Raw genomic sequence first — 23,687 nt, forward strand, 5'->3', positions numbered from 1 at the left:
CCGCTCAGCCTGACAAACGTGAAAACTGAAAAGTGAGACTGAAAACTGAGACTGAAAACTGAGACTGAAAACTGAGACTGAAAACTGAGACTGAAAACTAAAAAAACTACCCGTGAATCGTTTCTCCTTTTCCGTAATTGGTAATAATTGATTCTTCGAATGCTAACCATTCTCTCCAGCGTTTTTCAACGTCTATTCCGGTTCCGTATTTACGTGCGTATGTGATGAAAGTGGTATAATGTCCTGCTTCACTTTCCATTAATTCTCTATAGAAAACAGCTAATTCTTCGTCTTTAATATTTTCTGAAAGCACTTTAAAACGTTCACAGCTTCTTGCTTCAATCATTGCTGAGAATAATAATCTTTCAACAAGACCAGAAACACGGCTTCCGTCTCCGCTTCTTTTCATGTATTGGTATAGTTCATTTACGTAATCATCTTTACGCTCACGTCCTAATTTTAATCCTCTTTTGATGATAATGTTGTGAACCTGTTCAAAATGATCAATTTCTTCTTTGGCTAAAGCCAATAAATCTTTTACTAAATCCTGATGTTCAGAATTATTGGTAATAATTGTAATTGCGTTTGTTGCTGCTTTCTGCTCGCACCAAGCGTGATCTGTCAGAATCTCTTCGATGTTTTTCTCAACGATATTTACCCATCTTGGGTCTGTTGGCAATTGTAATCTTAATACGCCCATTTTTTTAAGTCTTAAGGTTTGAAAGTCAAAAGTTATAAAGTCATTAGAAAACCTAAAAAGAAAAATCGAAGATCAAAAACTAAACATAGAAATTCACATTCCATTTTTAGACTTTTGACCTTCGACTTTAAGACTTTACGACTAATTTTTAATACGCAAAAATTGGTCTTTCGCTCATTAATTCGTTTACTTCTTCAGCAACTTCTTCGATAACGTCTTCATTTGTATGATTTGTTAATACTTTATCGATAAGTGCTACGATAGTTTCCATATCTTTTTCAACTAAACCACGAGTTGTGATTGCAGCTGTTCCAACACGAATTCCAGAAGTGATAAATGGTGATTTATCATCAAAAGGAACCATGTTTTTGTTTACTGTAATTTCTGCTTTTACTAATGCATTTTCAGCTTCTTTACCAGAAATATTTTTATTTCTTAAATCGATAAGCATCATGTGGTTATCAGTTCCGCCAGAGATAATGTTGTATCCTCTTTTTACGAAAGCATCTGCCATTGCGTTTGCATTTTTTTGCAACTGCATTGCATAAGTAAAGAACTCATCTTTAAGAGCTTCACCAAAAGCAACCGCTTTAGCAGCGATAATATGCATTAAAGGTCCACCTTGGTTTCCTGGGAAAACAGCTAAGTCTAATAATGAAGACATCATTCTGATTTCTCCTTTTGGAGTTGTTAACCCTTGTGGATTTGGGAAATCTTTCCCCATTAAGATTAGACCTCCACGTGGTCCTCTTAATGTTTTGTGAGTCGTTGTAGAAACGATATGACAATGTGGAATTGGATCGCTTAATAATCCTTTTGCAATAAGCCCTGCCGGGTGAGAAATATCAGCAAATAAGATCGCTCCTACGCTGTCTGCAATTTGTCTGAAACGAGCAAAATCCATATCACGAGAATAAGCCGAAGCTCCTGCGATGATTAATTTTGGCTGTTCTTTAGTTGCAATTTCCTGAATTTTATCATAATCTAAACGTCCTGTTTCAGCATCTACACCGTAGAAAACCGGACGGTATAAACGTCCTGAGAAGTTTACAGGCGAACCGTGCGTTAAGTGACCACCATGAGATAAGTCAAAACCTAAAATAGTATCACCAGGATTTAAACAAGCGTGGTAAACAGCAGTGTTTGCCTGAGAACCTGAGTGAGGCTGTACGTTTGCATATTCAGCTCCAAATAATTCTTTTGCTCTGTCGATAGCAATCTGCTCGATAACGTCAACTACTTCACAACCGCCGTAGTATCTTTTGCCAGGATAACCCTCAGCATATTTGTTAGTTAAAACAGACCCAGCTGCTTCCATTACCTCATCACTTACAAAATTTTCTGAAGCGATAAGTTCTAATCCGTGAATTTGTCTATCTTTTTCCTCTTGGATAAGATCAAAAATTTGTTCGTCGCGTTGCATTTTTTCGTTTTTCGTTAATTTCCTGCAAAAATACAAAAAAACGTTTGTGATACTGGCAGATTATGATATATTTGACATATAATTTTTCAACAAATAATTAACATCAAACATGCCAATAACCGCCAACGATACAAATAGAAAATCATGGTTAGAAGTACCAGAAAATAGTGACTTCCCTATTCAAAATATTCCTTTCGGCGTGTTTCTTACCAAAGAAAATGTCGTTACAGTGGGAACTAGAATTGGCGATTACGCCATAGATTTAGGGGCTTTACAACAATTAAACTATTTTGAAGGAATAGAATTAACCGATGATATGTTTATGCAGGACACGCTGAATGATTTTATTTCTGACGGAAAAAAAACATGGCGTTTGGTGCGAAATCGTATCGCTGATATTTTCGACGAGACTAATCCACAACTAAGAGATTCAACAAAACACCGAGATATTGTTATATTTAAGATTGAAGATGTAGAAATGCAGCTTCCGGTTTTAATTGGTGATTATACAGATTTTTATTCAAGCAGAGAACATGCTACAAACGTAGGTAAAATGTTCCGCGACCCAGAAAATGCTTTACTGCCAAACTGGCTTCATATTCCGGTTGGGTACCATGGAAGAAGTTCTACAATTGTACCATCTGGAATTCCGGTTCACAGGCCAATGGGACAAACATTACCTGCGGGTCATGATACTCCTGTTTTTGGAGCTTCGCGTTTAGTAGATTTCGAATTAGAAACGGCTTTCATTACTACTGATGTGAATGTAATGGGAGAAAACATCTCAACTTACGAAGCAGAAGACTATATTTTTGGTATGGTTTTACTAAATGACTGGAGCGCGCGCGATATGCAAAAATGGGAATATGTGCCTCTTGGGCCATTCTTAGCAAAAAACTTTGCAACTTCAATTTCTCCGTGGATTGTAACTATGGATGCTTTAGAACCTTTTAGAACCAAAGGCCCAAAACAAGATCCGTCTCCGCTTCCCTACTTACAAACAAAAGGAAAAAAAGCTTTTGATATTCATTTAGAAGTTTCTTTAAAACCAGAGAATCAGGAAGAAACTGTGATTTCAAAATCCAACTTTAAATACATGTATTGGTCAATGGCACAGCAATTAACGCACCATACTTCTAATGGATGTCGTGTTAATTCTGGAGACATGATGGGTTCTGGAACTATTTCTGGTCCAACTCCTGATAGTTTTGGTTCTATGCTGGAATTAACTTGGGGAGGAAAAAATCCGTTGAAACTAAATGACGGAAGTGAACGTAAATTTATTGAAGATAATGACACTGTTATTATTCGTGGTTTCTGTGAAAACAACGAAGTAAGAATTGGTTTTGGTGAAGTTGCCAGCCAGCTTTTACCTCCATTTACAAGACAATGAAGAGCAGAGCAATCTGAAGATATATAGAAATAAAAAAAACCTTGGAAAGCCAAGGTTTTTTTATGCTTTATATTTAATCTTGAAAAAATTGAAAAAAAGCTATTTATTCTAAGATCATCTTTACCCAAACCAAACGATGATCTGAACTTGATTCTCGTTTTTCAACTAATTCTGACATTGGTTCACCTTTTGCAGGCCAAAATACACCGCTATTAACAACTTTAAAACCAAGTCTGGATGGCAATACATAATCAGCTCGCATTCTCCAAAAGGCTGTATGATTAACTCCAAAAGGATTTTCTGGACTATATGCAGCACCACCTTTACTGGCTGGCGTAAAGTCACTATTAATTTTCGGACTGTCTATTAAAGACTTTATACCTTCTCTAATAGCGTTTCCTTCAACTGGTGAAGCGTTTTGATCACCCATTATAACAAATCGAGAATCAGGAGACAAACCTCCTTTTACCCCTTTATCATCATAAATATACGAAGCCGAATTGTCTGAAATATAATCTCTCCAAAATCGGATCTCATCATGATTTCTTTTTCCATTTCGATCTTCTTCACCATCAAAAGTAGGAGGAGTTGGATGACTAACTAAAACGTGAACTGTTTTATTACCAACCTCTACAGGAACATCCCAGTGCGATTTTGAAGATAATGGAAATTCTTTCCATGCTTTCTTACTGTACCAATCTGATCCATCTGCTTTTTTGGTAAGCAATGCTCCCGGCATATCTTTCCATTTAAAATGTTGAAAAGTACGAACCGCGTTAACATCAATAGGATATTTAGACAAAAGCATCATCCCATATTGTCCAGGGTACATACCAAATCCCCATGCATCATTTCCAAAATTATTCAACTTTCCATCATTGTTCAAATCGTAAGGACTTGGCTGGCCAGTATTCACTGTCGAATAATAGTAGTAAGGATAATCAATGGCCACTGCCCCGCCTTGGCTCACATTCAAATAATTTTTTATAAACGCCTTTACACCAAGTTCAGGGTCTTTAATATAATCAAATTCGTTTAGCAAAATAACGTCTGGCCTAACGGTCTGAATAATGTGGGCAATATTTCTGATTTGAGCATTAACCCCTGAATTAAGCTGATAAATCAATATTTGCTCCGATTTTCCCATTGCACCTTTGGGAGAATAATTATCAGATTCCATACTTACATTATAGGTAGCAAATGTAAGTTCAGTTTTTTCCTGTGCCTCAGACTGCGAAAATAGAACTCCGGAAGAAAGCACGGAAAGGATAAAAAATATTTTCTTCATATAAAATTAAATCTGCATTTCTGCATTGTTAAACATACGAATATAAGAAGGATGCCGGGACACAGGACAAATCTATGTGTTAAATATACAACAAAAAAAAGCTGCCACTTTTGGTGACAGCTCAAATGATATAAGAAAGTCTCTGTATATCTGATAATTTTATAACAGATTAAAAAATAGAAAAGTGATTTTTTCTAATTTGCAGTTATTATTTTTATGCAGGAATCTGCTGACTTAAACAATGTAAAGTTCCAAATCCCCATATAAAATCAATACAGCTTATTCCGATTACTTCACGATCTGGGAAACATTCAGCTAAAATATTTAAAGCTGCGCGATCGTTGCTGTCATTAAATGTTGGTACTAAAACACAATTATTTAAAATTAAGAAATTAGCATAACTTGCCGGTAAACGTAAATCTTCAAAATCGACACGTTTTGGCATTGGTAATGCTACAATAACCGGAGATTTTCCGTTTTCTAATTTTGCATTCTGCAAACGTTTCAAATTATCCTGCAAAGGCTTATAATTTGAATCATTTTTATCTGTTTCAACAATCGTTACGATGGTATCTTCATTTACAAATCGGCATAAATCGTCGATGTGACCGTGCGTATCATCACCTTCAATTCCATCTCCTAACCAAATTACATTGGTTACTCCAAGATATTCTTTAAAAACTGCTTCATAATCTTCTTTTGTAAAACCGGCATTACGTACCTGAATTGTTGGGTGCATTAAACACTCTTCAGAAGTCAGTAAAGTTCCTTTTCCGTTTACATCAATCGCACCGCCTTCTACAATTACCGGTTTACCTTTATACATTACCTGAGTTAAAGGCACATCGATAAAATCAGCCACTTTACCCGGAACAAATTTATCTAATTGATAGTTTTTATATTTTGCCCAGCCGTTGAAGTTAAAATTTAACGCTTCTCTTTTTGAACCATTTTTTACAATAATCGGCCCAGAGTCGCGCATCCAGCTTCTGTTGGTTTTATGAATGATATACGAAACGTTTTTAAGGTTTACGCGGGCTCTTTCAAGCATATCTGCAACTTTTTCTTTCAGCTTTTCATCGGCTACGACCAAAAAAACAGTTTCAAAAGCGGCTACTTTTTTAATAAATTCTACAAAAGCCCATTGAACAGCTTCGTATTTTCCCGGCCAGTCATTGCCATTATGCGGAAAACACAATACAATTCCTTGCTGTTTTTCCCATTCTGCTGGAAATCTTCTATTATTTGTTGACATAAATACGTTCTAATTTAGAAAGTGCAAAGATAATCATTCGATAGGATTATAAAACAGCTACTTAAAAAGATATAACATTTCACCCATAATATCTTATAAAATTTAAGTTAAAGATTAAATAATACAGCCTTAATATTACACCCAAATCCGAGAATTACTTTTGGCGAAAACTAAAACACAACAAAATGAAGAATGTAACTATCAAATTGTTAGCAGCTCTTGTATTTATGACAAGCTGTAATAACGATGAAAACTCTAACAATGAACCAGAAGCAGTTGTAAATGAAAATCCAGGAACTTTTAAAGAAATTGGATCAATTACAATTGGCGGTGAAGCTGCTGCAGAAATTTCTGCTTACTGCGAAAAAACAAAAAGACTTTTTACAGTAAATAACAGCGGTGTAAACCAAATTGACGTTATTGATATTTCAGATCCTGCAAAACCGATTAGAATAGGAAAAATTGATTTAGCTATTTATGAAGGTGCCGCAAATAGCGTTTCTGTTTTTGACGGAAAACTGGCAGTTGCTTTAGAATCAATCACAAATAAACAGGCAAATGGTAAAGTGGTTGTTTTTAATACATCTGACTATAGCTTAATTAAACAGGTCACTGTTGGTGCATTACCAGATATGATTACTTTTTCTCCAGATGGAAAATATATTATGACCGCTAATGAAGGTGAGCCAAATACTGATTATTCTCAAGATCCAAACGGAACAATTTCTATTATTGAAACTAGCACTTACAATGTTACAACTTTAGATTTCAGTTCGTTTGCTAACCAAGCTGCTGCTTTAGCAAAAGACGGATTTAGAATTTCAAAATTTGCTAAAACTAGTTTTGCTCAAGATATCGAACCAGAATATATTACCATTTCTGACGATTCTAAAACTGCATGGGTAACTTTACAGGAAAATAATGGCGTTGCAAAAGTTGATTTAACTTCTAAAACAATTACTGCTATTTATCCTTTAGGATTAAAAGATTATAATACTACTGAAAATGCAATTGATGTAAGCGACAGCGATAATAAAATTGCATTTAATCCTTGGAAAGTAAAAGGATTGTATATGCCAGATGCTATCAGTCATTTCTCTGTAAATAATGTTCCGTATTTTGTAACAGCTAATGAAGGTGATGCAAGAGAATATACAGCTTATACTGATGTGAAGCGAATGAAAAACATGACACTTGATGCAACTGTTTTTCCTGATGCTGCTACTTTAAAACTAGATGCGAATTTAGGAAGATTAAATCTTGTTGCTGATATGGGAGATATTGACGGCGATGGTGATTTAGACGAAATGGTGAGTTTTGGCGCAAGATCATTCTCTATCTGGAATGGAAACACAGGAAAAATTGTTTTTGACAGTAAGAACGATGTTGATAAAAAAACAAACGAATTAGGAACTTATGATGATAAGAGAAGTGATGATAAGGGTTCTGAACCAGAAGCGGTAGTTGTTGCTAAAATGGGAAATCAAAACATTTTATTTGTTGGTCTTGAAAGATCTGATGCATTTATGGTTTATGATGTAACAAATCCTGTTTCTCCACAATATTTACAAACAGTAAAAACAGGCGATGCCCCAGAAGGAATTCTTTTTATTCCGGCTTCAAAAAGTCCAACTAAAAGAAGTTTATTAGTAGTAAGCAGTGAAGGCGACGGATCTGTAAAAATATATCAGCCAGATTTGAAATAACCATTATTTCGCAAATTCAAAAAGGGTAAAACTTAAATTTTACCCTTTTTTTGTATAAAAAATTCAATTTTAATTAACAGATTTTCAGAATTATACGTTAATTAGTGGGAATTATGTAAGAGCATATAGAACATTGTCTTAAACATGAGCCATAATTTTGTCTGGAGTTTAAATAAAAACCCAATTAAATTTTGATATCATGAAAAAGAAATTAGCATCAGTATCCCTTTTACTATTAGCACTTACAGCAGGTGCTCAAAATATGGCTACCACATCAGCAAAACCAAGTGTTGACCAACCAGAATACAATAAATGGTCTATCGAACTTAATGGTGGTGTTAATAAACCAACCCGTGCAATGACTGCAGGTTATACTACAGAATCTTTAAATTTCTTTCACGGTGATTTAGGTGTAAGATATATGTTTAATCCTAAGTTTGGGGTAAAATTAGATGTAGGTTACGACCAGTTTAAAGAAAAGAAAAACACACCTGATTTTGAAAGCCGCTATGTTAGAGCCAGTTTTCAGGGGGTTGTTAACGTAGGACGTGCTTTAAATTTTGAAACCTGGACAAATACAATTGGTATTTTGGCACATGGTGGTTTTGGGGTTTCGCAAATTAGTACTGAAACTGGATTTGGAGGGCAGGATTATATGGCTCACGGAATCGCAGGTATTACAGGACAAATCAAACTTAGTAACAGAGTTGCTTTGACTGGTGACCTTACAGGAATTGTGAATGGAAGACAAAACTGGAATTTTGACGGTATGGGTAATACTACTACAGGTTCTTTTGATGGTGTATTATTAAACGCTTCTGTTGGTTTAACTTTTTACTTAGGTAAAAACGAAAAACATGCTGACTGGGTTGGCGAAGAAGACAGAATTGGTGAATTGGAAAAAAGAGTGGACTTAATCGAAACTGGTCTTATCGATTCAGACAAAGACGGAGTTGCTGATTTATACGATTTAGAGCCTAATACAATTGCAGGAGTTGCTGTTAATACAAAAGGACAATCTATTGATACAAATCAAAATGGTGTGCCGGATGAGCTAGAAAGCTATTTAGATAAAACTTACGAAAAGAAAGGCAGCGGAACTGCTACAAACAATACAGTTGAAGAGTTAATTAACGGTGGTTATGTAAATGTTTATTTTGATTTCAATTCATCTAAACCTACAAATGCTTCTTTATCTGGTGTTGATTTCTTAGTGAAATATTTGAAAAATAATCCAGGAAAATCTGCTGACATTATTGGTTATGCTGACGAAATTGGAAAAACAAGTTACAATACTGAATTATCAAGAAAAAGAGCTGAAGCAGTGAAAAAAGTAGCTGTAAACGCTGGAATCGATGCTTCAAGATTGAATGTAATTGCTAACGGAGAAGATACTTCGGTTAACAAAAACTCTAAAGAAGCACGTCAAATCGTGAGAAGAGTTACTTTCCAAGTAAAATAATCTTAGTCTATATATTTAAAAAGGCGGTTTCAATAATTTTGAAACCGCCTTTTTGTTTAATAATATAACAGACAATAGATTTCTTTCTAGTTAATGAATATCTAATTAAAGCTCCGGAGGAGCAAAATATTTATAGCAAAGAATAATGTTTTACAATATAAAGCTCCAGCGGAGTGATATCTATTAGATTGTAAAAAATATGTCGCTCCGCTGGAGCTTTTTTTATTTGTCTTATTGAAATTCTATAAATATTTTGCACCTCTGGAGCTTTATGCAAATGTGTATTTCTTGTTATAAATATTCGCTTGTTCGAAGCTTATAAAAAAAGGGCAAAATATCAATTTTACCCTTTTTATATTTTAAATAAACTGAATTATTTATCGATCGCTCTTTTTGTAATATCACCAAAAGCATCAATTCTTCTATCTCTAAAGAATGGCCAATTTTGACGAACATTTTCCTGTAAATCTAAATCAACCTCAGCAATCAAGATTTCTTCTTTATCATGAGAAGCCTGAGCTAAAATTTCTCCTTGAGGTCCTGCAATAAATGACGCTCCCCAAAATTGAATTCCTTCTGTTCCTTCAATATATTTTTCAAGACCAATTCTGTTTGCTGCTGCAACAAAAACACCATTTGCAACGGCGTGGCCTTTCATTACATTCATCCATGCTCCGTATTGGTTTTCTCCATATTGCTCTTTTTCTTTTGGATGCCATCCAATTGCTGTTGGATAAAATAAAACCTCAGCACCTTTTAAAGCAGTAATACGTGCCGCTTCTGGATACCATTGATCCCAGCATATTAATGTTCCAATTGTTCCTTTTTTAGTTTCGATTGCCTGAAAACCTAAGTCACCTGGGGTAAAATAGAATTTTTCATAGAAATGCGGATCATCCGGAATGTGCATTTTACGGTATAGACCAGCTTCTGTACCATCTGTATCGATAATGTATGCACTATTATGATAAATTCCTGCCATTCTTTTTTCGAAGAAAGGAACAATAATTACCACTCCTAATTCTTTTGCCAACTCGCTGAAAGCAATAAATGAAGTACTGTAAAGTGGTTCTGCTAATGCAAAATTATCCACATCTTCACTTTGGCAGAAATAATGACTGCTATATAATTCAGGAAGTAAGATTACCTCTGCTCCTTGGCTTGCAGCATCTCTTACCCAGCTGATACATTTTTTAAGATTGTTTTCGGCTACATCATTCAGGTTTAACTGAATAACTGATATTTTATACTTTCTTTTCGACATGACATAAAATTTAGAATGCAAAAATAGTATTTTTTAAAGGAATGGCAAAGTTTACAGTTTCAACTATGATCAAAAAAAGAGCTTTAAAAAAGCCCTCTTATTTTACCTTACTACTACTATTTTTTACTGCAGTTTTTTTATATAATATTATTATTAAAAAATTACTGAATAACCAATGTCTTAACTAAAAATTCTGTCTCCGATTTTTTGAATTTAATCTCAAAAGTTCCTTTTGACTGTGGTGAAAAGGTATAAACGGTATGTAAAGCAGTTGGTGTTTCGTTAGCGCAAGTCCCGATTGGATATTTCGCTTCAACTTGAAACCCTTCCTCTTTACCGATTGAAATATTGCTAATTCGATCAAATTGACCGCAAGCATTATCTACTATAAAAGATATATCATAATTAATATCAACTCCAATCTTACCTGTAGCTGGTCCCGAGATAGCAGTAACATTTACAGCTCTTGAAATAGTTTGAGGCGTTTCATTTCCGTTATTATCATCACTGCTGCAAGCAACAAAAGAAACCGCTAAAAATAGCATTGCTAAAACTGATTGTATTCTAAAAATTCTCATATAAAATTGATTAATTTGTTCTATCTATATTATCTAGATGGTGCTAAATTACAAAGGTTGCTTCAAATAATGCAAATAATTTATATCAATCTAAAAACAAAGCCATTTTACATGGATTAAAATCGCTGTAAAATGGCTGTCAATCTAAACAAATAAACTAAGCTTGGTATTATTCAATCACTACTTTTTGGGTAAGGAATTCTGTTTTTGATTTTCTGAATTTAATTTCGAAAGTTCCTTTTGCACTCGACTTAAATTTATAAACAGTTTTTTTAGGATCTGGCACTTGTTGTGTGCAAACATCTGATAGATATTTTGCTACAACTTGCAATCCTTTATCTGAGCCAATTGTCGTTTCTGTAATTTTATCAAATTCTCCGCAAGCATTATCTACAACAAAAGTTATATCATAACTTAATTCTTCATTTACTTTTCCAGTTGCTGAACCTTTAATCTCGGTTACAAATGCTGTTTTTGTTTTTACTGTCGATTCTACTTTGTCATCATCACTACTGCAAGAAATAAATCCAATTGATAAAAATAATACTACTAAAGATAATTTTAATCTAAAACTTTTCATATAAAATAATAATTAATTGTTAATTACTATGAAGACTTCGCTTGGTTGCAAAGGTTGCTTATAAAAAATGTTAAAAAATTTCAACTAATCATTAAACAACTATAAATCAATAGCTTATTTTATAAAAAAATATTTAAAAAATACCATTATTTCTTATGAAAAATAAAAATTTTCTCAATAGCCCCGATCGAAGTGATATCCTTTTCATGCTTCTTTAGCAGGAAAGATATAACGAAGAGCGGGACTAAAGCTTCTTTTGAAAATGATTCAATCTGCTCCTAAAAACAAAAAAAAACATCAGCTATTAACTGATGTTTTCTTTAAAGTATATTTTGACGTGAATTTTATGCTATTTTCTTTTTAAAAATCTTTTTGAACAAATTTACAAATCCTAAAACAACGAAACCTAATATTAACCCAATTACAAATTCCTTTATTATGGAAGGGATATTAATTTTTTCTGCTAAATGATGAAAATACGGAATATAGTGTACAAAGATACCGCCAGCAACTAATAGTAATGCAATTGTACCTATTATAGTCAACCCTTTAATAACCAACGGAAGTGCTTTTACTAAGATATTTCCAATGAATTTTGAAATACTTTTTTCTCCTTTACTAAACTTAATAAGCTTATACCCTGCTTCATCCATTCTTACAATAAGAGCTACAATACCATACACTCCTATAGTAGCGATCAAGGCTATTATTGATGTTACAATAATCTGCTGTGTAATAGGCTGGTCTATAACCGTACCCAAAGCAATAATTACGATTTCTACAGATAATATAAAATCGGTTATAATTGCTGATTTTATTTTACCTTTTTCGGCTTCAAGTATTTGTTCTTCGGTCAAAGTTTCTTCGGTTATTCCTTCAGATCCTTCATGGTTGTGAGGAAATACAAATTCGTATATTTTTTCGGCACCTTCATATGCTAAAAATAATCCTCCTAAAACTAAAATGACAATTATTGCAACTGGTAAAAAGGCACTTAGCAGAAATGCGATTGGCAGAATAATAATTTTATTAAGCAATGATCCTTTACTGATTGCCCATAAAACCGGGAGTTCTCTTGAAGATGCAAATCCCGAAGCTTTTTCGGCATTTACCGCCAAATCATCTCCTAAAATTCCTGCTGTTTTTTTTGCCGCAACTTTACTCATTACTGCAACGTCGTCCATAATTGCTGCTATATCGTCTAATAGTACGAAAAAACCTGATGCCATTATATTTGTCTTTGTTTAATGTTTAGTTGTGCGAATCTACTACTTTTTATGCGAATCTCTTTAACTAAAATTGGATTTAATTTTTAACTGCACTGCCCTAATAACAGCCAGATAATAATAAAAACTAATATGGTTCCAAAACACCCTCCGCCTAACTTTTTTGCGCCATATCCGGCGATTAATCCTCTAAATATATTGTTCATGATAATTTGTTTTATGTTACTGTAAATTTGAGAATTAAACAAAAAATTTCACTTATATGACTTTTGAAAAAAGTTTCATTATTCACGGTTATAAACAAAAAAACGCCAGCATTTCTGCTGGTGTTTTAGATATATTTATTCTAAAACAAATCTTTAATCTGTTGCAACGCTGTTACCTCTGTTTATTAAAGTTGTTTTATCGATAAGACCTTGTCCTGTAGGCGGTGCAGGAGGGTTTTGATACTGCAGTTGAATATAAGTTCCTGAAGCTGGAGAAATATTTAATAATCTGCTTAAAATTAAATTAACCTGAGAACTTGGAAGTGCATTTTCATCAAAATTAAGACTTGCTTCACCATTATGAACTTTAACCAATAAAGGCAAATCTATAGAACTTAAAAGAGGATTTCTTCGAAAATAGATGCTTTTTGATTTTGTTAATACAGGACAGGAAATTGACACTAATGATAAATTTCTAGAAACATAGGTATCGAATCCATGTACCGCCTTTAAAGCAGGAAATAACAATGCTGCTAATTTATCGTTATTTTCTATCTTCAACTCATTATATATTTCACTAAGATTATTAAAATTTATTGCAGCTAATTTTAAATTTTCCATTACAGATAAATTAACTACATTCTTTACAGCACTTAAATCCAGATTTGTAAGGTTTGTCGTCCCTAAAACATAAATATTTTCTGTATTTGGTCCTAACTCATTCTGTAATTGTGTAACAGCTTGTGCATCTGTAATATCACCTGTTAATACAATACTTGTTTTACCTTGTTTTTGAGCAGAGCCTGCATATAAAGCATAAGGTACACTTAAAAGCTGGCTTGTGCCGCTTATAGTAAAATTACTCCCTCCTGTTGGATCTATTTCGGTTTTAATAAAATGTGATCCTGCTCCCCAATTGATATTGGCAAAAGTTCCAGAAGCAGGTGTTCCGCCTCCAATTTCTATTGTTGCTAATCCATTAGTATTTGTGGTGGTAGTTTGTGTTTCAACATAAGAAGCCGTTCCTGTTGCTGAACCTAATAAAATACTGGTTTTTATATTCACTAATGTACTCGCTGCCAATGTTCCGTCTGCTTTACGAATAACAGATTGATAACTCATCTTCTGCGGAGCCTGTGCAAATAAAACTGTAAAAGAACTTAATAATAATGCTAGAGTAATTTTTTTCATATATTTTTCTGCGGTTTAAAATGTTATTTTTTTATTATTTTAAAAGTTTTAATATTTTTTGAATTCTTATTTATGACCAAAAAATAAACCCCTTGATTTAGTCCCTGCATTGAAACTCTGGTTTCTGAAGTTGTTACTTTTAGATTCTGTGATACAGTTTTTCCATTTATATCAAATACACCATAAGATAAATCATCTAGTATATCGTCATTAACAACTAAACTAAGCTCGTCAATAACCGGATTTGGATAAGCTGTCATTGTAAGCTTAATTTCGGCAAATTCATTATTGCCTAAGGTTGTTATTTCATATGGCTGTTGAACACCCTGAATAGCGTTTTGATCCGATCCTGATAAAACTGTATACGCTATTTGTCCAATAGAATAACTTGCCGTACCGCCAGCACCAGAAGCATTTCCTCCTGTAACTACTAAGCTTTCCTGCGAATAACTATTTGTTATGCAGAAAATACAAGTAATTAAAAACAATAAAAAAGTTTGTTGGTTTTCTTTCATATAATTGATTTAACTGTTGATTAATTTGATTATTCAAATATATAATAATTCTTACATGAAAAAGATTTTACAAATAAGATAATAATCTGATAAACAAAAAACACCAGCATTTCTACTAGTGTTTTTCTTATCATTGACGACGCACCTTCTGTGCATCTCTTTAATTATTTAGCTTCTTCAGTCTGGTTTCTAAAAACCAAATTGCCATCAAAAGCATCTAATAAGATAATACTATCTGTTGTAATATTCCCTGCCAGAATTTCTTTTGACAATTGGTTTAAGACTTCTCTTTGAACTACACGTTTTACAGGTCTCGCTCCAAAATGAGGGTCGTAACCTTTATCTGCCAGATAAGCAATCGCTTCTGGAGTCGCATCCATTGTAATACCTTGCAGAGCCAGCATTTTAGTAACACTCTTTAACTGTAAACTTACAATTCTTGAAATATTTTCTACAGTAAGCGGTGTAAACATTACAATCTCATCGATACGGTTGATAAACTCAGGACGAACAGTTTGCTTTAATAATCCTAAAACTTCGTTTTTAGCGGCTTCAGTTGCTGCCTCAACGCTTCCTTTTAGGTTTTCAAATTTCTCCTGAATAATATTACTTCCCATATTTGAAGTCATAATAATAATCGTATTTCTAAAATCGGCAAGACGTCCTTTATTGTCTGTTAAACGTCCTTCGTCCAGAACCTGCAATAAAATATTGAAAGTATCCGGATGTGCTTTTTCGATCTCGTCTAAAAGTACAACAGAATAAGGTTTTCTACGAACAGCTTCTGTTAACTGACCTCCTTCATCATAACCTACATATCCTGGAGGCGCACCAACCAAACGGCTTACACTATGACGTTCCTGGTATTCACTCATATCGATACGAGTCATCGCATTTTCGTCATCGAAAAGATATTCGGCTAAGGCTTTTGCAAGCTCCGTTTTACCAACTCCGGTTGTTCCTAAAAACAGGAATGAACCAACAGGTTTTTTCATATCCTGCAAACCGGCACGGCTTCTGCGAACGGCATCACTCACGGCTTCAATCGCTTCTTCCTGCCCAACTACACGTTTGTGTAATTCATCTTCAAGATGCAATAGTTTTTCTCTCTCTGTCTGAAGCATTTTTGTTACTGGAATTCCAGTCCATTTTGCTACAACTTCTGCAATATCTTCTCTTGTAACTTCTTCTTTTATTAAAGAATTACCAGATTGAAATTCCAATAACTGCTTTTGCAAATTTTCCTGACGTTCTTGTGCTTCTTTTATTTTACCATAACGAATTTCAGCTACTTTTCCATAATCACCATCACGTTCTGCGCGTTCTGCTTCGTATTTAAAGTCTTCGATTTCGTGTTTTACAGCCTGAATTCCGTCAACGATATCTTTTTCCTGTTTCCATTTTGCATAGATCTCGTTTCGCTCTTCTTTCAGGTTGGCCAATTCCATACCTAAAATTTTCAGCTTACTTTCTTCTTTTTCACGTTTAATCGCTTCGATTTCAATTTCAAGCTGCATGATTTTACGATCCAAAACGTCTAATTCCTCAGGTTTTGAATTGATTTCCATACGAAGTTTAGAAGCAGCTTCGTCCATTAAGTCAATCGCTTTATCTGGTAAAAAACGATTGGTAATATATCTTTGCGAAAGTTCAACAGCTGCAATAATTGCTTCGTCTTTAATCTGAACTTTATGATGCGTTTCGTATTTTTCTTTGATACCACGTAAAATTGAAATAGCACTTTCAGTATCTGGTTCATCGATTAATACTTTTTGAAAACGTCTTTCAAGCGCTTTATCTTTTTCAAAATACTTTTGATATTCGTCTAAGGTTGTAGCACCAATTGCTCTTAATTCTCCACGCGCCAAAGCTGGTTTCAGGATATTAGCCGCATCCATTGCGCCTTCTCCTCCACCTGCACCTACAAGCGTGTGAATTTCATCAATAAACAATACGATATCACCTTCTGCGGCTGTAACTTCTTTTACAACCGATTTTAAACGTTCTTCAAATTCTCCTTTATATTTTGCTCCGGCAATCAAAGCTCCCATATCTAAAGAGAAAACGATTTTATCTTTCAGGTTTTCAGGAACATCTCCATCTACAATTCTATGTGCTAAACCTTCGGCAATAGCGGTTTTACCAACTCCGGGTTCACCAATAAGCATTGGGTTGTTTTTAGTTCGACGAGTTAAAATTTGTAATACACGACGAATTTCTTCATCACGGCCAATAACCGGATCTAATTTTCCTGTACGTGCTAATTCGTTTAGATTTTTAGCGTATTTATTTAATGAATTATAGGTTTCTTCGGCAGAAGCAGAAGTTACTCTCTCTCCTTTACGAAGTTCTTCGATTGCTGCTTTCAGACCTTTTCCTGTAACTCCCTGATCTTTTAAAATTTGAGAAACTTTACTTTTTGAATCAAAAATAGCCAAGATTAAATGCTCGATCGAAACGTATTCGTCGTTCATTTTTTGTGCAATAATTTCTGCTTCGTTCAAAGCTTTATTTGCATCTCTCGAAAGCATAACATCGCCTCCGGAAACTTTTGGAAAACTCTGAATTGTACTGTCTAAAATTTGTAAAAACAAAGGCACATTTACATTTAATTTCTTCAAAATGAATGGCGCAACGTTTTCATCAACTTCAAAAATAGCTTTGAAAATGTGTTCATTTTCAATTTGCTGCTGGCCGTTTCGTTGTGCTAATTGCTGAGACAACTGTATGGCTTCCTGCGATTTAATAGTAAACTTGTTTATATTCATATTTTTTCGATTTGATTGATTTTTTGTTTGAAATATTCGATTACATTAAAGTTACAATTTATTGAGATACATTTTTGACTCAAATAATCTAACTTTGTACTCGAATAGACAAATTATATTCCATAGTAAAACTAAAGACAAAATGACATTAAAAACGTGATTTTTATCATTTTTCAATGTCAAAAAGTCATAAAAACCGCCAAATATGAGTTTTTTAAATTCAATCTTCGGAAGTTCAGAGAACTCAGAAGCATCAAAAAGTAAAGTAAACTGGACAGAATTAACTGATATTCTTCAGTTAATGGAAATAGAAGCCATTTCTAATGAAAAACCGGTTGTTATTTTTAAACACAGTACAAGATGCAGTATCAGCCGTATGGCATTAAAACAATTTGAAAGAGAATTTGATCTGGAAGGTGTAGTTGATGCTTATTTTCTGGATTTAATTGCTCACAGAGACATTTCAAATGAAATTGCCAGCAGATTTGGAGTTTATCATGAATCACCTCAGTTAATTTTAATTAAAAACGGAAAAGCTGTTTACAATGTTTCGCACAGTGATATTGATGCCGAAGCTTTGAAAAGTAAAGTTTAATAATTCTAAAATTAACTGAATGGATGTTCAAACAGCTTACCAAAAAACCATAATTTTTGCCACTATAAAGCATTTAGAAAATAATCAGACTATTACTGATTCTAATCTTCCGTATGTTATTCATTTGAGTAATGTGGCGATGGAAATCCTGATTGCATCGAATCATACTGATAATTTTGATTTAAACTTTGCGGTGCAGGTTGCTTTATTACACGACACTTTAGAAGATACCAACACCACATTTGAGGAATTAGAAATTGAATTTGGATTGGAAATTGCCAAAGGCGTTTCTGCTCTTACAAAAAACAGCAATTTACCTAAAGAAGAAAAAATGCTGGATAGTTTAGACCGAATTTTAAAGCTGAGAAAAGAAGTCTGGGCCATAAAATTAGCGGACAGAATTACCAATTTACAAAAACCTCCCAAAACCTGGGACAATTTAAAAAGGAGAAATTATAAAGCTGAAGCAGCAATTATTCTGGAAAAATTAAAAGGCGGTAACACGTATTTAGAAAATCGTTTCCAAACTAAAATAGAAGAATACGAAGCATATCTCGATTAAGATTCTTCATTAAAAAAACAAAAAACGCTGAATATAAATTCAGCGTTTTTTGTTATAAGTTTTCATTTTCAAATTCACAATCAACCATTCACAATTAATAATTAATTAAAAGCTTTCTCCAGATCCGCCTCCACTGAATCCTCCTCCTCCAAAATCCATTGGAGATTCGGTTTTAATTCCTGGTTTCATACCTAAAGTTGAAGCTACAATTAAAGTTTGAGCATTTAAAATAGCATTTGAATGATTGATTCGATCTGGTTTAAAGGTTAGTCCAGATTCTTTCTTTTTTAATTTTTGGATTGAGAAAAAAGCAATTGCAAACATTACTAATCCGCCCAGAGTTAATGCAGCTTCAATTGGTAAAACAGAATAATAAAAGCGGATTGTAAAAACAGTAAAAGCGATTGCAGCAAAACTAATCCAGAGCATAATTCTGTTTTTCGTTCTTAATGCCTGAACCAAATATACAATTGGAACAATAAATGTAAAAGCGTAAAAGAAATAAGCAAAAGGAATATCATGTCCTGGCTGCACATCAACTCCTAAAAGTTCTGATGAAAGCTCTCTTACAACTAAATAATTACAAGAAAGATAAAATAAAATCAAACAGAAATTATTAGCTAATAATAAGCCATTATAATAGTAAACTTCTTTGAGATTATTAATTTTTCTTTTAGTAAAAAAATAAAACACACCCGAAGTCAGCATTGCGACAAAAGGCAAAATTGTTTTTCCAATATTTCCAATTTCAAACATTCCGAAAAACAAAACGGCAGAACAAGCAAAACAGAACACAAGCATAGATAATAAATGCAGGTATCTTTTGTAAGTTAAAAAAGAAGCAATTGCTACAAAAATAGCAGGAGTTAGAACTGTTTCAAAATCTTCTGTAATTACAAAAACACCTCCTCCTATACTCAAAAGTGTTCCCAAAATAAAAGCATCGTCTAAGCCGTGTCTATAAAATTTTTGATTCGTTATAAGTTCTGCGCCGGCAATACCAACACCTGCAAAAAGAAAGCAGCAAATTTTAAAAAAAAATTCTTCACCAGACAATCCAATTACAGTTACTAAACTACAAATCGATGAATATAAAAATGATCCCAGCACAAAAAATCCTAAACGAACTAAAATGTTGTTTTGAATTTTAAAAGAAGGTAATTGATTTCTAATAATTTTCTTTTGATCTTTACTTATAAACCCTCCATTTTCAAGAGAATCAGCCTCTTCTGTCAAAAATAAATTATTCAGTAAATTTTTATCGTATTTTATCATTTTACTATTTCTTTATTGAATTTTTTAATCAACATTATAAACAATACTATTGAACCAATGAAATACATAGGTAATAACATGAAAAATAAAACCCATATGTCAGGAATATTATCAGCATGCTGCAAAATTTTATACAATAAAATATTAATACCAATATAAGCGTATAGAATCATGAAAACATAAAGCGAAATTGCTTTTAGCTCATGACTTACTTTATAAAAATAAAAAGATGATCCGGCTAAAATTAAAGAGAAAAGCAGCCAGGTTATTTCCTCACGAAGCATATTACTTATCGAAACAACACTTATAATATGTAAAGCAAACGTTAGATAAATTAACGCAAAATGTGTTTTTAATTTAATTTTAAAACTATAAACTGTCCATAATATTAATAAAATACCAAGAATTATCGCTGAATAACTTAAACTTTCATTGGCATAAAAATCATTATTACCATTAAAAATATCCTGCGGTGTTACCGAAAAACCAACATAAGCAGCCAAACCTGTAACTGCAATTGTCAAAACACTTTTGTTATCAAAATAATAAGCACAAACAAAGCTGACAATTGTAGGAACCAAAGTTGCCAAACCATAATGCGTTCCAAATGCTTTATATTGAACCTGAAGGTATCCTATAAAAATACAGGTTAAAACATTTGCTGTTAAAACTAAATATTCAAGAAACGGACTTTCTGATGTAGTTTCATCTTTTTGAAAACCTTTTGAATTTTTAAAACAATAATAAAAACACCCACACGTAACAGCAAACAAAATAGACAATAACGCTATGTGACCAATGCTGTCGATATTATCGTATATAAGAATTCCTATTCCGGAAGTAAACATTAAAACTGAAATAGAAAGCAGCAGTTTTAGTTCTACATTAAGAGAAAAAATATTCAGACTTCGATACTCTTTTATTTCCTGAAACTGACTTTCAGTAATTAGATTTTTCTCATAGAGTTCCTGAGATGCCTGATCTTCAAATTGTGTCATATTTTTAATATAAGTAATCAATTTTCAAATTTAACCAATTTAAGCCGAATTTTCTTAGTTCAAAAAAGATATTTGAAGAAATAAAAAAACCGATTTGTATTGGTAACAAACCGGCTTCATTATTTAAATAATACAGCTTTAAAAAGCTGCTTTCATTTTATCTTTTATTGCGTCAAGACATAAATTATTTATACTGCCTTCGTGTGTGTGTTTTGTTGCTTTTGGAGATTTGTACGTTCCTGCTTCCAATTGTTCAGCAACTGCTTTGTAAGCATCTCTAAACGGCATTCCTTCTACAACCATTTCATTTAAAGTATCAACTGTAAACAAGTAGTCATATTTCTTATCCTCTAAAATATGATCTTTTACTGTAATATCTTTAATTGAGAAAATTGCAATATCCAAGCAAGCTTTCAGGTTTTGAATTGCCGGAAACAAACCTTCCTTTAAAAGCTGTAAATCTCTATGATAACCGCTTGGAAGATTATTTGTAATTAAAGTGATTTCGTATGGAAGTGCCTGAATCTTATTGCATTTTCCTCTGATTAATTCGAAAACGTCCGGATTCTTTTTATGAGGCATAATGCTTGAACCTGTTGTAAGATGCGCCGGAAGACCTATAAAATCAAAGTTCTGGCTCATATATAAACAAACGTCCATTGCAAATTTTGACAACGTTCCTGCAACGCTTGTCATAGCAAAAGCAACCGTTTTTTCTGCTTTCCCTCGACTCATTTGTGCGGCAACAGCATTGTATTTTAAAGTCTCAAAGCCTAGTTCTTTCGTTGTAAAGGTTCTGTTGATTGGAAACGAACTTCCATAACCTGCAGCCGAGCCTAACGGATTCTGGTCTACAATTTTTGAAGCAGCGTTCAACATTGTAACATCATCAATCAAGCTTTCTGCATAAGCAGAAAACCACATTCCAAAAGACGATGGCATTGCAATTTGCAAATGTGTATATCCTGGCAATAAAACATTTTGATGTTTTTCTGCCGATTCCATCAACAAATCAAACAAAGTTTTTACCTGTTCTTTTATTACTTTTAATTCATCTTTTAAATACAAATGAACATCAACTAAAACCTGATCGTTACGAGAACGTGCGGTGTGGATTTTCTTTCCGGCATCGCCTAGTTTTACGGTTAGAAGATATTCTATTTTAGAATGTACATCTTCAAAACTGTCTTCGATTTCGAAATTTCCAACTACAATATCTGCGATAATTTCGTTTAATGCATCAACTAAAGAAGTTGTTTCTTCTTCAGTTAACAAACCTATCTGACCCAGCATTTTGGCGTGTGCGATTGAACCTAAAGCATCGTATTTTGCGAGAACCAAATCCAATTCACGATCGTTTCCTACTGTAAATTGCTCGATTTGTTTATCTGTTGGTATTCCTTTTTCCCAAAGTTTCATAGGTACTATTTTTTAGAAACCCGACAGGTTTTAAAAACCTGTCGGGTTTAATTATAATTTAAAGAAATCAGTTAGTATTTTAATATACAAGTCGACTCCTTCTACAATTTCATTTACAAAAATAAATTCGTCAGCTGAATGCGAACGCAATGTTTCTCCTGGTCCTAATTTTAAAGACTGACAGCTTAAAACGGATTGGTCAGAAAGTGTTGGCGAACCATACGTTGTTCTTCCTAATGCGATTCCAGCCTGAACCAAACCGTGCTCAATTGGAATAGACGATGCATTTAAATGCATTGATCTTGGCGTTACTTCGGCATTTACATTTGCTTTTACTACTTCTAGAATTTCAGCATTGGTATATCGGTCTGTTACACGAATATCCACTACCAAATCACATTCTGACGGTACAACATTATGCTGTTTTCCTGCATTAATTTGCGTTACGGTCATTTTTACAGGACCTAAAACATCTGAGATTTTGTCGAATTTATAGTTTTTAAACCATTCCATTACCGGAATTGATTTATATAATGCATTATCGTCGTTTTGATGCGCAGCGTGGCTCGCAGTTCCTTTTACTTTTACATCCAAAACTAAAAGACCTTTTTCTGCAACTGCTAATTGCATTAACGTTGGTTCTCCTACAATCGCGCAATCTAATTCTGGTAAGCTTTTTAAAACGCTGTTTAAACCGTTTTTTCCACTGCTTTCTTCTTCGGCAGAAGCCACAATTACAATATTATGGGATAGGTTTTGATTTTCGTAAAAATGTACAAATGTTGCTAATAACGAAACCAGGCATCCGCCTGCATCATTACTTCCTAATCCGAATAATTTTCCGTCTTTTTCGATTGCTTTAAACGGATCGTTGGTGTATGCCTGATTTGGTCGTACAGTATCGTGATGTGAGTTTAATAAAAGTGTTGGTTTGTTTTCGTCGAAATATTTGTTGAAAGCCCACACATTGTTGTTTTCTCTCTTGAATGGAATTTCATTTTGATTGAACCAATTTTCGATTAAAAGAGCCGTCTGATCTTCTTCACTTGAAAACGAAGGGGTTTCGATTAAGCTTCTTAATAAACTAATTGCTTCCTGAGTAAGCGTATCTATGTTTTTCATTTTAATAAGGTTCAAAGGCTCAAAGGGGCAAAGCAACAAAGTTTTTGAGCTTTCCTTTGACCATTTTTACTTGCGCAAATTTATTTAAAATACCTCGTGCGCTCTATTTTTTTGCCACTAATTACACGGATTTTCAAACATTATTTTTTTATCACAGATTT

Annotated in this window: 20 protein-coding genes; 5 read left to right on the top strand and 15 right to left on the bottom strand. The window is 33.5% G+C overall.

The genetic code is table 11. The features are described 5' to 3' along the window. Window positions 1–106: 106 nt before the first annotated feature. Window positions 107–700 carry a tRNA-(ms[2]io[6]A)-hydroxylase gene (gene miaE, locus FJOH_RS17645; RefSeq protein WP_012025392.1) on the bottom strand — a complete coding sequence of 198 codons (594 nt, stop codon included), beginning with the start codon at window positions 698–700 and terminating at the stop codon, window positions 107–109. Window positions 701–848: 148 nt separating this feature from the next. Next, entirely contained in the window at window positions 849–2,123 is a 1,275-nt protein-coding gene (gene glyA, locus FJOH_RS17650; protein ID WP_012025393.1) for a serine hydroxymethyltransferase, read from the bottom strand. A gap of 109 nt (window positions 2,124–2,232) precedes the next feature. Between glyA and fahA the strand changes: the two genes are divergently transcribed. Beyond that, the gene (gene fahA, locus FJOH_RS17655; protein ID WP_012025394.1) at window positions 2,233–3,516 is read left to right on the top strand and encodes a fumarylacetoacetase; all 1,284 of its coding nucleotides are present in this window, start codon (window positions 2,233–2,235) and stop codon (window positions 3,514–3,516) included. 103 nt (window positions 3,517–3,619) lie between these two features. Here fahA and FJOH_RS17660 read toward each other — a convergent pair whose 3' ends face one another. Together FJOH_RS17660 and FJOH_RS17665 are read right to left on the bottom strand one after the other, a co-directional pair. Further along, entirely contained in the window at window positions 3,620–4,804 is a 1,185-nt protein-coding gene (locus FJOH_RS17660) for an endonuclease/exonuclease/phosphatase family protein (protein ID WP_012025395.1), read from the bottom strand. A gap of 214 nt (window positions 4,805–5,018) precedes the next feature. Beyond that, window positions 5,019–6,059, bottom strand: coding sequence for an agmatine deiminase family protein (locus tag FJOH_RS17665; RefSeq protein WP_012025396.1), 1,041 nt, complete (start codon window positions 6,057–6,059; stop codon window positions 5,019–5,021). Between the two features lie 185 nt (window positions 6,060–6,244). On the opposite strand from FJOH_RS17665, the gene FJOH_RS17670 reads away from it, so the two are divergent. Further along, a complete protein-coding gene (locus FJOH_RS17670; protein WP_012025397.1) occupies window positions 6,245–7,765 on the top strand; it encodes a choice-of-anchor I family protein in 1,521 nt (506 codons plus the stop codon). Window positions 7,766–7,964: 199 nt separating this feature from the next. Further along, window positions 7,965–9,227 (top strand): OmpA family protein, encoded by a 1,263-nt coding sequence (locus tag FJOH_RS17675; protein WP_012025398.1) that lies wholly within the window; start codon window positions 7,965–7,967, stop codon window positions 9,225–9,227. Window positions 9,228–9,600: 373 nt separating this feature from the next. Here FJOH_RS17675 and FJOH_RS17680 read toward each other — a convergent pair whose 3' ends face one another. The 7 genes from FJOH_RS17680 to clpB form a co-directional block, all read right to left on the bottom strand. Next, the gene (locus FJOH_RS17680; RefSeq protein ID WP_012025399.1) at window positions 9,601–10,491 is read right to left on the bottom strand and encodes a carbon-nitrogen hydrolase; all 891 of its coding nucleotides are present in this window, start codon (window positions 10,489–10,491) and stop codon (window positions 9,601–9,603) included. Between the two features lie 161 nt (window positions 10,492–10,652). After that, window positions 10,653–11,069, bottom strand: coding sequence for a hypothetical protein (locus FJOH_RS17685; protein WP_012025400.1), 417 nt, complete (start codon window positions 11,067–11,069; stop codon window positions 10,653–10,655). A gap of 169 nt (window positions 11,070–11,238) precedes the next feature. Further along, complete coding sequence (locus tag FJOH_RS17690; protein ID WP_012025401.1) at window positions 11,239–11,649, bottom strand: hypothetical protein; 411 nt, start codon at window positions 11,647–11,649, stop codon at window positions 11,239–11,241. A gap of 344 nt (window positions 11,650–11,993) precedes the next feature. Then, entirely contained in the window at window positions 11,994–12,878 is an 885-nt protein-coding gene (locus FJOH_RS17695) for a DUF808 domain-containing protein (protein WP_012025402.1), read from the bottom strand. Window positions 12,879–13,234: 356 nt separating this feature from the next. Further along, a complete protein-coding gene (locus FJOH_RS17700; protein WP_012025403.1) occupies window positions 13,235–14,272 on the bottom strand; it encodes a hypothetical protein in 1,038 nt (345 codons plus the stop codon). 23 nt (window positions 14,273–14,295) lie between these two features. Further along, window positions 14,296–14,787 (bottom strand): T9SS type A sorting domain-containing protein, encoded by a 492-nt coding sequence (locus FJOH_RS17705; RefSeq protein ID WP_012025404.1) that lies wholly within the window; start codon window positions 14,785–14,787, stop codon window positions 14,296–14,298. 164 nt (window positions 14,788–14,951) lie between these two features. Then, window positions 14,952–17,555 (bottom strand): ATP-dependent chaperone ClpB, encoded by a 2,604-nt coding sequence (gene clpB, locus FJOH_RS17710; RefSeq protein ID WP_012025405.1) that lies wholly within the window; start codon window positions 17,553–17,555, stop codon window positions 14,952–14,954. Window positions 17,556–17,760: 205 nt separating this feature from the next. Between clpB and ytxJ the strand changes: the two genes are divergently transcribed. Then, on the top strand, window positions 17,761–18,150 hold the full coding sequence (ytxJ, locus tag FJOH_RS17715) for a bacillithiol system redox-active protein YtxJ (RefSeq protein WP_012025406.1): 390 nt from the start codon (window positions 17,761–17,763) through the stop codon (window positions 18,148–18,150). A gap of 19 nt (window positions 18,151–18,169) precedes the next feature. Continuing rightward, window positions 18,170–18,712 (top strand): HD domain-containing protein, encoded by a 543-nt coding sequence (locus FJOH_RS17720; RefSeq protein ID WP_012025407.1) that lies wholly within the window; start codon window positions 18,170–18,172, stop codon window positions 18,710–18,712. A gap of 105 nt (window positions 18,713–18,817) precedes the next feature. Here FJOH_RS17720 and FJOH_RS17725 read toward each other — a convergent pair whose 3' ends face one another. The 4 genes from FJOH_RS17725 to FJOH_RS17740 all read right to left on the bottom strand — a co-directional run bounded on the left by FJOH_RS17725 (window position 18,818) and on the right by FJOH_RS17740 (window position 23,526). Continuing rightward, window positions 18,818–19,987 (bottom strand): hypothetical protein, encoded by a 1,170-nt coding sequence (locus FJOH_RS17725; protein WP_012025408.1) that lies wholly within the window; start codon window positions 19,985–19,987, stop codon window positions 18,818–18,820. Beyond that, window positions 19,984–20,985: a DUF2157 domain-containing protein gene (locus tag FJOH_RS17730; protein WP_012025409.1), complete on the bottom strand. Its 1,002-nt coding sequence runs from the start codon at window positions 20,983–20,985 to the stop codon at window positions 19,984–19,986. Before FJOH_RS17730 ends, FJOH_RS17725 begins: the two co-directional genes overlap by 4 nt. Before the next feature lie 138 nt (window positions 20,986–21,123). Further along, window positions 21,124–22,404, bottom strand: coding sequence for an argininosuccinate lyase (gene argH, locus FJOH_RS17735; protein WP_012025410.1), 1,281 nt, complete (start codon window positions 22,402–22,404; stop codon window positions 21,124–21,126). 51 nt (window positions 22,405–22,455) lie between these two features. Then, complete coding sequence (locus FJOH_RS17740; protein ID WP_012025411.1) at window positions 22,456–23,526, bottom strand: M20 family metallo-hydrolase; 1,071 nt, start codon at window positions 23,524–23,526, stop codon at window positions 22,456–22,458. Window positions 23,527–23,687: the final 161 nt, after the last annotated feature.

This window comes from Flavobacterium johnsoniae UW101, from assembly GCF_000016645.1.
Classification (GTDB): domain Bacteria; phylum Bacteroidota; class Bacteroidia; order Flavobacteriales; family Flavobacteriaceae; genus Flavobacterium; species Flavobacterium johnsoniae.

Coding starts and splice junctions, on each gene's coding strand:
- miaE (WP_012025392.1), bottom strand. CDS start 700: ATGGGCGTATTAAGATTACAATTGCCAACAGACCCAAGATGGGTAAAT.
- glyA (WP_012025393.1), bottom strand. CDS start 2,123: ATGCAACGCGACGAACAAATTTTTGATCTTATCCAAGAGGAAAAAGAT.
- fahA (WP_012025394.1), top strand. CDS start 2,233: ATGCCAATAACCGCCAACGATACAAATAGAAAATCATGGTTAGAAGTA.
- FJOH_RS17660 (WP_012025395.1), bottom strand. CDS start 4,804: ATGAAGAAAATATTTTTTATCCTTTCCGTGCTTTCTTCCGGAGTTCTA.
- FJOH_RS17665 (WP_012025396.1), bottom strand. CDS start 6,059: ATGTCAACAAATAATAGAAGATTTCCAGCAGAATGGGAAAAACAGCAA.
- FJOH_RS17670 (WP_012025397.1), top strand. CDS start 6,245: ATGAAGAATGTAACTATCAAATTGTTAGCAGCTCTTGTATTTATGACA.
- FJOH_RS17675 (WP_012025398.1), top strand. CDS start 7,965: ATGAAAAAGAAATTAGCATCAGTATCCCTTTTACTATTAGCACTTACA.
- FJOH_RS17680 (WP_012025399.1), bottom strand. CDS start 10,491: ATGTCGAAAAGAAAGTATAAAATATCAGTTATTCAGTTAAACCTGAAT.
- FJOH_RS17685 (WP_012025400.1), bottom strand. CDS start 11,069: ATGAGAATTTTTAGAATACAATCAGTTTTAGCAATGCTATTTTTAGCG.
- FJOH_RS17690 (WP_012025401.1), bottom strand. CDS start 11,649: ATGAAAAGTTTTAGATTAAAATTATCTTTAGTAGTATTATTTTTATCA.
- FJOH_RS17695 (WP_012025402.1), bottom strand. CDS start 12,878: ATGGCATCAGGTTTTTTCGTACTATTAGACGATATAGCAGCAATTATG.
- FJOH_RS17700 (WP_012025403.1), bottom strand. CDS start 14,272: ATGAAAAAAATTACTCTAGCATTATTATTAAGTTCTTTTACAGTTTTA.
- FJOH_RS17705 (WP_012025404.1), bottom strand. CDS start 14,787: ATGAAAGAAAACCAACAAACTTTTTTATTGTTTTTAATTACTTGTATT.
- clpB (WP_012025405.1), bottom strand. CDS start 17,555: ATGAATATAAACAAGTTTACTATTAAATCGCAGGAAGCCATACAGTTG.
- ytxJ (WP_012025406.1), top strand. CDS start 17,761: ATGAGTTTTTTAAATTCAATCTTCGGAAGTTCAGAGAACTCAGAAGCA.
- FJOH_RS17720 (WP_012025407.1), top strand. CDS start 18,170: ATGGATGTTCAAACAGCTTACCAAAAAACCATAATTTTTGCCACTATA.
- FJOH_RS17725 (WP_012025408.1), bottom strand. CDS start 19,987: ATGATAAAATACGATAAAAATTTACTGAATAATTTATTTTTGACAGAA.
- FJOH_RS17730 (WP_012025409.1), bottom strand. CDS start 20,985: ATGACACAATTTGAAGATCAGGCATCTCAGGAACTCTATGAGAAAAAT.
- argH (WP_012025410.1), bottom strand. CDS start 22,404: ATGAAACTTTGGGAAAAAGGAATACCAACAGATAAACAAATCGAGCAA.
- FJOH_RS17740 (WP_012025411.1), bottom strand. CDS start 23,526: ATGAAAAACATAGATACGCTTACTCAGGAAGCAATTAGTTTATTAAGA.